At 58.4% G+C, this 6,697-nt stretch carries 5 protein-coding genes; 4 read left to right on the forward strand and 1 reads right to left on the reverse strand.

The annotated features are described in order from the left end of the window. The first annotated feature begins 1 nt into the window (after window position 1). From CSQ86_RS09210 to ilvA, 4 genes are all read left to right on the forward strand, one after another. Window positions 2-937, forward strand: coding sequence for a carbohydrate ABC transporter permease (locus tag CSQ86_RS09210; RefSeq protein WP_100494844.1), 936 nt, complete (start codon window positions 2-4; stop codon window positions 935-937). A 22-nt stretch (window positions 938-959) separates the two neighbouring features. Further along, window positions 960-1,817: a carbohydrate ABC transporter permease gene (locus CSQ86_RS09215; protein WP_100494845.1), complete on the forward strand. Its 858-nt coding sequence runs from the start codon at window positions 960-962 to the stop codon at window positions 1,815-1,817. A 281-nt stretch (window positions 1,818-2,098) separates the two neighbouring features. Further along, window positions 2,099-3,922 (forward strand): glycoside hydrolase family 13 protein, encoded by a 1,824-nt coding sequence (locus CSQ86_RS09220; RefSeq protein WP_100494853.1) that lies wholly within the window; start codon window positions 2,099-2,101, stop codon window positions 3,920-3,922. Window positions 3,923-4,185: 263 nt separating this feature from the next. Next, complete coding sequence (gene ilvA, locus CSQ86_RS09225) at window positions 4,186-5,451, forward strand: threonine ammonia-lyase (protein ID WP_100494846.1); 1,266 nt, start codon at window positions 4,186-4,188, stop codon at window positions 5,449-5,451. Window positions 5,452-5,617: 166 nt separating this feature from the next. On the opposite strand, the gene CSQ86_RS09230 is transcribed toward ilvA, so the two are convergent. Next, entirely contained in the window at window positions 5,618-6,373 is a 756-nt protein-coding gene (locus CSQ86_RS09230; RefSeq protein WP_100494847.1) for a Sir2 family NAD-dependent protein deacetylase, read from the reverse strand. Between the last annotated feature and the right edge of the window lie 324 nt (window positions 6,374-6,697).

The following is a 6,697-nucleotide window of genomic DNA, read 5'->3' on the forward strand; positions in this document are numbered from 1 at the left end:
CATGTCTAACGCAACCGCTGCGAAGCCCGCCGCAAAAGCCAGCAAACCCGCCAAAAAGAAGGTCGACGCCTTCTCCAAGCGTAAGGTTGACCCGGCCTACTACTGGATGGCAGTGCCCGCCGCCATCATCTTCGCCTTCTTCCTGTACCTGCCATTCGTGGATGGTGTGAAGTACTCCTTCACCAACTCCCAGGGCTACGGCGACTACAAGTTCATCGGATTCAAGAACTACATCGCACTGTTCCAAGACAATCGCGTAGGCCACGCCTACCTGTTCACGCTGCTCATCGCAGTGGCCATCACCGTGCTCATCAACGTGATCGCGTTGTTCCTCTCGGTGCTGCTGAACTCCAAGATTGCCTTCAAGAACGGCTTCCGCGCGATCTTCTTCGTGCCCTACACCCTCTCCGTGCTGGTCATCGGCTACGTGTTCAAGTACATCTTCATGAACCCGCTGCCCGAACTCGGCAAGGCGCTCGGCATCGAGTGGCTGTCCACTTCGCTCTTGACCAACGAGGAATTGAGCTGGATTCCGATCGTCTTCCTCGCCGTATGGCAGGGCGTGGCCTATTCCGTGCTGATCTACCTTGCCGGCCTGCAGACCATCGACGATGAGATCTACGAGGCAGCCGCCATCGACGGCGTCAACGCATGGCAGAAGTTCTGGAAGATCACCTTCCCGCTGATCGGGCCGTTCTTCACCATCAATCTCGTGCTCTCCATGAAGAACGCGCTCGGCACGTTCGACCAGGTGGTGGCATTGACCGACGGTGGCCCGAACTCGGCCACGGAGACGGTCACCTACCTCATCTGGAAGGGCGGCCTGACCGGTGGCGAATACGCCTACCAGACCGCCAACGCCGTACTCTTCTTCATCGTTCTGGCCATCATCGCCTTCATTCAGCTGCGCATCTCCCGCAGCCAGGAACAGATCTGATTTCCCGGGGAGAGGATTCATTATGACTACTGCAACCGTTACTTCGTCTCCTAAGTCCGGGTTCCGCAAGGACCACAACATCAACTGGTGGCTGACCGCCGCCGTGGCAGTGCTTTCGCTGACCATTCTGGTGCCGCTGTACTTCACCGTCGTCACCGCACTGAAAACCCCGGCCGAAGCCGGCACGTTCGCCCTGCCCACCTCGTGGCAATGGGGCAACTTCGCCGATGCATCCGCCAAAGTCAACTATCCGAAGGCCGCGCTCAACTCCGCAATCATCACAGTTGCCGCCGTGGTGCTCACCCTGTTGACCAACACCTTCGTGGCTTACGCGGTGGCCCGCAACATGGATAAGCGCTTCTTCCGCTTCCTGTACTACTTCTTCATCGCCGCCATGTTCGTGCCGTTCCCGGTCGTCATGCTGCCGATCGCCAAGCAGATGGGCTCCCTGCACCTGGACAATCAGATCGGTCTGATCATCCTGTACACCGTGCTCGGTCTCGGCACCAACCTGTTCATCGCGACCGGCTTCATCCGCTCGATTCCGGTCTCGCTGGAAGAGGCGGCGCGCATCGATGGCGCATCCACCTGGCGCATCTTCTGGACCATCATCTTCCCGCTGATGAGCCCGATTAACGCCACCATCGCCATCCTGACCGCACTGTGGGCATGGAACGACTTCCTCCTGCCGTTGATCGTGCTGACGGACCAGTCGAACCAGACCATTCCGCTGGCCCAGTACGTCTTCAGCTCGCAGTTCGCCACCAACTATCCGATGGCCTTCTCCAGCTACCTGATGGCCATGGCTCCGATCCTCGTCGTCTACATCTTCGCCCAAAAGTGGGTCGTCGGTGGAGTGATGAGGGGCGCTGTTAAGTAATTGCAGCGCAGGCGCTGCAATTACTTAACAGCGCCGAGCGAGACGAGCCGATTAAGAAAACAGCCCGGTGGGCTGTTTTCCGGCTCGGGCGGCCGATAGGCCGCGTACTCGCGAGGAAATATTGAGTCTCGCCGCAGGCGAGTCCGTAATTGCAGGACGCTGTAAAGTAATTACTTTCCGGCACGCCCGTGTAACAGCCCGATGGGAATAAAACCATCGGGCTGTTTCAATAATTACCAAGCAGTAATAATCAATGATGATTCATGAGAAAGGCCGCAACGATGACTAACGAACAGCGCATCGCAGTCCCCGACTCCGTCCGTACCAACGGCGCAACCCCGAATCCGTGGTGGTCCAACGCCGTGGTCTATCAGGTCTACCCGCGTTCCTTCCAGGACACCAACGGCGACGGTCTGGGCGATATCAAGGGCATCACCTCCCGCCTCGACTACCTGGCCGATCTTGGCGTCGACGTGGTCTGGCTGTCCCCGGTCTACAAGTCCCCGCAGGACGATAACGGCTACGACATCTCCGACTACCAGGACATCGACCCGCTGTTCGGCTCCCTCGAAGACATGGACGAGCTGCTGGCCGAAGCCCACAAGCGCGGTCTTAAGATCGTGATGGATCTGGTCGTGAACCACACCTCCGATGAGCACGCATGGTTCCAGGCATCCAAGGATAAGAACGACCCGCACTCCGACTGGTACTGGTGGCGTCCGGCCCGCCCGGGTTTCGAACCTGGCACTCCGGGGGCCGAACCGAACCAGTGGGGCTCTTACTTCGGCGGCTCCGCATGGGAATACTGCCCGGAACGCGGCGAATACTTCTTCCACCAGTACTCCAAGAAGCAGCCTGACCTGAACTGGGAGAACCCGGCCGTGCGTCACGCCGTGTACGACATGATGAACTGGTGGATGGATCGTGGCATCGACGGCTTCCGCATGGACGTCATCACCCAGATCTCCAAGACCATCGACAAGAACGGCAAGCTGCCGGGCGAACCGGGCTCCGAAATCGAGGATTATCCGGTTGGCCCGGAAGGCTATTCCTCCCCGTTCCCGTGGTGCTCGGACGGCCCGCGTGTAGACGAATTCCTTGCCGAAATGCGCCGTGAAGTCTTCGAGAAGCGCGAAGGCTACATGAACGTCGGCGAGGCTCCGGGCGTGGTTCCGGCTCGCAACGAGCACATCACCGACCCGGCCAACCGTGAGCTGGATATGCTGTTCCTCTTCGACCATGTCGGCGTCGACCAGAAGCCGACCTCCAAGTGGGATGTTGTACCGTTCGAAGTCAAGAACCTACGCGAAAAAATGGCCGGCCAGCAGGAGGCTGTGAAGAACGCCGGCTGGGCCAGCTTGTTCTTCTGCAACCATGACCAGCCGCGCGTGGTCTCCCGCTGGGGTGATGACACCACCGAGGAGAACCGCGTGCTGTCCGCCAAAGCCTTTGGACTGTTGCTCCACATGCACCGCGGCACCCCATACATCTACCAGGGCGAAGAGCTCGGCATGACCGGAGCCCATTTCAAGAGCCTTGACCAGTACCGTGATCTGGAATCGCTCAACGCCTTCCGCCAGCGCGTGGAGGAAGCGAAGATTCAGACCCCTGAATCGATGATGGACGCCCTTGAGCTCATCGGCCGCGATAATGCGCGCACCCCGATGCAGTGGGACGGTTCGAAGTACGCCGGATTCACTTCTCCGGATGCCGCCACCGAGCCGTGGATTTCCGTGAACCCGAACCACGCGGAAATCAACGCCGCCAGCGAGTTCGACGATCCGAGCTCCGTCTACGCGTTCTACAAGCAGCTCATCGCTCTGCGTCATGAGAAGGCGGTGGTCGCTGCCGGCGAGTGGAACCTCATCGACGCAAATGACGAGCACGTGTACGCGTTTACTCGTACCTTGGGCCAGGATCGTTTGCTGGTGGTTGTGAACCTGTCCGGCCGCACGGTCGATCTGCCGCATGATGCTAAGGAGCTGATTGCTGCCGGCGTTACCGAGCCGGACGTGCTGATCAGCAACTATGATGCCAGCCACACGGTCGTCTCCCTCGCCAATAACGAGCTTGACCCGTGGGAGGCCGCCGTCATCCAGCTGTAATCGGCCCGCAGCAAGCCGGTAAGCCGGCTATCTCCTTTACGAGGGGTTGATTTCCGCTTGCCGGAAGGTCTATCTCCTTTACGAGGGGTTATATATCGCGTAAACCCTGAGTATGAACGTTGCAATACCAGCGTTTGTACTCAGGGTGTTACGTTATTGGAACCCCTCGTAACGCAGATAGATGTTTCAAAATGCTGAAATCAACCCCTCGTAAGCGAGATATCCAGTGCCCCTCGACGGTCTGAGGCCTACAATTACCCACTATGGAACAAAAGGATGTTTTGAAGGCGCTGCAGCGCGACCATGCAGCGGAGTTGAAGCTCGCTGCCGAACGACTCAAGGGCACCGCCCGCCACACGGAAATCATTCCCTCCCCAACGTTGAGCGAAATGACGGGCCACGAAATTCTCCTGAAGCCCGAAAACCTCCAGGTTACTGGATCGTTCAAGATTCGTGGCGCCTACAACAAGATCGCATCCCTTTCCGAAGAGCAGCTTTCCCACGGCATCGTCACCGCTTCCGCGGGCAACCATGCTCAAGGCGTTGCCTACGCGGCTCGTGAGCGTGGCGCCAAGGCCACCATTTGTATGCCGCAGATCACTCCGCCGCTCAAGGTGGATGCCACCAAGGCCTACGGCGCCGACGTGGTGCTGTACGGCGATGTGTTCGACGAGGCCGCGGCCCACGCCGCTGAGCTCGCCAAGACCGAAGGCATGATTTATGTGCCGCCGTTCGATGACTATGAGGTCATCTGTGGTCAGGGCACTATCGGCCTGGAAATCCTCGAAGATGTGCCGAACGTTACCGATGTGGTCGTGCCTCTTGGCGGCGGTGGCCTCGGTGCCGGTGTGGCGCTCGCCATCAAGACCTTTAAGCCGGAAGTTCGCGTGATTGGTGCCATTCCGGAGGGCAGCCCGGCGTGGAAGAACTCGTTCGCGGCTGGCCGCGTCACCGAAGCCGATCAGGTGATCACCTCGGCTGAAGGCGTCGCCGTCAAGCACCCGGGCGATTTGCCGTATGCGCTGCTCAACGAATTCCTCGATGATCTCGTTACCGTCACTGAGCGCGACATCAACGAGATGATTCTGCTCATGCTCGAAAAGCACAAGCTCGTGGTTGAGGCTGCCGGTGCGGTTTCACTGGCAGCTCTGGAGCATCTGAACCTGCGCTCCCGCAAGTTCGCCGCTGCCGCCGGCCCTCACGTGGTGGTGCCGATTATGTCCGGTGGCAATATCGATACCGTGACGATGGGCGCCGTGATTCAAAAGGGCATGATCGCTCGCGGCCGCATCATGAACTTCGAGGTTGAACTGCCTGATACGCCAGGCCAGCTGGTCAAGGTCGCTACCTTGCTCGCCAAGGAACGCGCCAACGTCATCCAGCTTGACCATGACCAATTCAAGGCATCCGGCCACTACACCAACGCGGTGTCGCTTGGCGTCACGGTCGAGACCAACGGTCCGGACCACATCGACCGTATCCTTGCGGCACTCAAGGAAGCCGGCTTCCAACCCAAGCGTATCTACTGATACATATTTGCGGATGTTGCGCAATGGCCGCGAAGGGCTGTGGCATGATGTTCCCGACACACTCAAGGCCGTTCGGCCAAGCTTACGGTCGGAAACACCATGCCACAGCCCTTCGCTCTACTTTGTGAACGAACAGTAGGTTCGCTACAGCGCTGATGCGAATCGATTATTCTGCCGCCGCAATCGTTTCATCCACCAGCTTGGGCAGCGCCACCGCGATATCCTCGTGAATCAGACGCGTGGCCAGTCGGTCATACTGCGTGCGGCCCATGTTCATGATGGTGATCGGCACTCCCGCTTGTGCAGCGACCGGCACGATGCTTGCTGCCGGGTATACCTCCAGCGTGGAGCCGATGACCCACAATTCGTCGGCCTTGGTGGCGCGGTCGTACGACTTTTCCATTGCGCCATCCGGCAAGGCCTCGCCGAAATACACCACATCCGTTTTGATGATGCCGTTGCAAGGCATATCGCCACGGTACTTGAGCTTGCGATGGCAATGCGGATCAGGCTCCTCGTCCAATCGTGCCATGATGTCCGCCGTGTTGTACTTCTGATGGCACTTCATGCAATGCGAAGTGCCGATGGTGCCATGCAGGTTCACGATGAGATCAGGGCTGTTGCCGGCCTTCTCATGCAGTGCGTCGAAATTCTGCGTGGCCAGCAACGTCAGCATGCCAGCCTTCTCCAGCTTGACCAATGCCTTATGCGCCGCGCCTGGTTGCGCATTCCATACAGGTGACTCCTTCTGCCAGCGCCAGGAGTATTCGCGATCTTCTTTATTGTTCATAAACAGGTCGATGTCGTAGACACTGGTCTGTTCAGGGTGCTTGGTCCAGACGCCGTCCGGGCCTCGGAAGTCAGGAATGCCGGCCGAGGTTGAGATGCCGGCACCGGTCAATACTGCGATTTTCTTAGTCATGACTACAGGTATACCCGGTTTCGATGAACGAGAAGTGATGAATTCTGGGCATGCTGCTTCCTCAATTGGCAAAAATATGTCTCATATTTCTGGATTTGTTCAATCGAGGGACATGTTTGAGGCGTATGTTGTGCGTAGCAGAGCATGAGAAGATGAAAAATGGCTCTGTGCGACACGCCGAGGGAGGCGCGCTATGAAGCCGTTTCCCGGGGTTTTGCGCGCCTTGATTTGCGTTGTTGTTTGGGTTCGTGTAAGTTATTCACCTGTTGCCGCTCAGCACGGCGGGCCTCCTGGTTCTGATGGTTCGGGGGTTGGCTTGTTGGT

The organism is Bifidobacterium felsineum, assembly GCF_002802915.1.
In the GTDB taxonomy this organism is placed as follows: Bacteria; Actinomycetota; Actinomycetes; order Actinomycetales; family Bifidobacteriaceae; genus Bifidobacterium; species Bifidobacterium felsineum.

Coding starts and splice junctions, on each gene's coding strand:
- CSQ86_RS09230 (WP_100494847.1), bottom strand. CDS start 6,373: ATGACTAAGAAAATCGCAGTATTGACCGGTGCCGGCATCTCAACCTCG.
- CSQ86_RS09210 (WP_100494844.1), top strand. CDS start 2: ATGTCTAACGCAACCGCTGCGAAGCCCGCCGCAAAAGCCAGCAAACCC.
- CSQ86_RS09220 (WP_100494853.1), top strand. CDS start 2,099: ATGACTAACGAACAGCGCATCGCAGTCCCCGACTCCGTCCGTACCAAC.
- CSQ86_RS09215 (WP_100494845.1), top strand. CDS start 960: ATGACTACTGCAACCGTTACTTCGTCTCCTAAGTCCGGGTTCCGCAAG.
- ilvA (WP_100494846.1), top strand. CDS start 4,186: ATGGAACAAAAGGATGTTTTGAAGGCGCTGCAGCGCGACCATGCAGCG.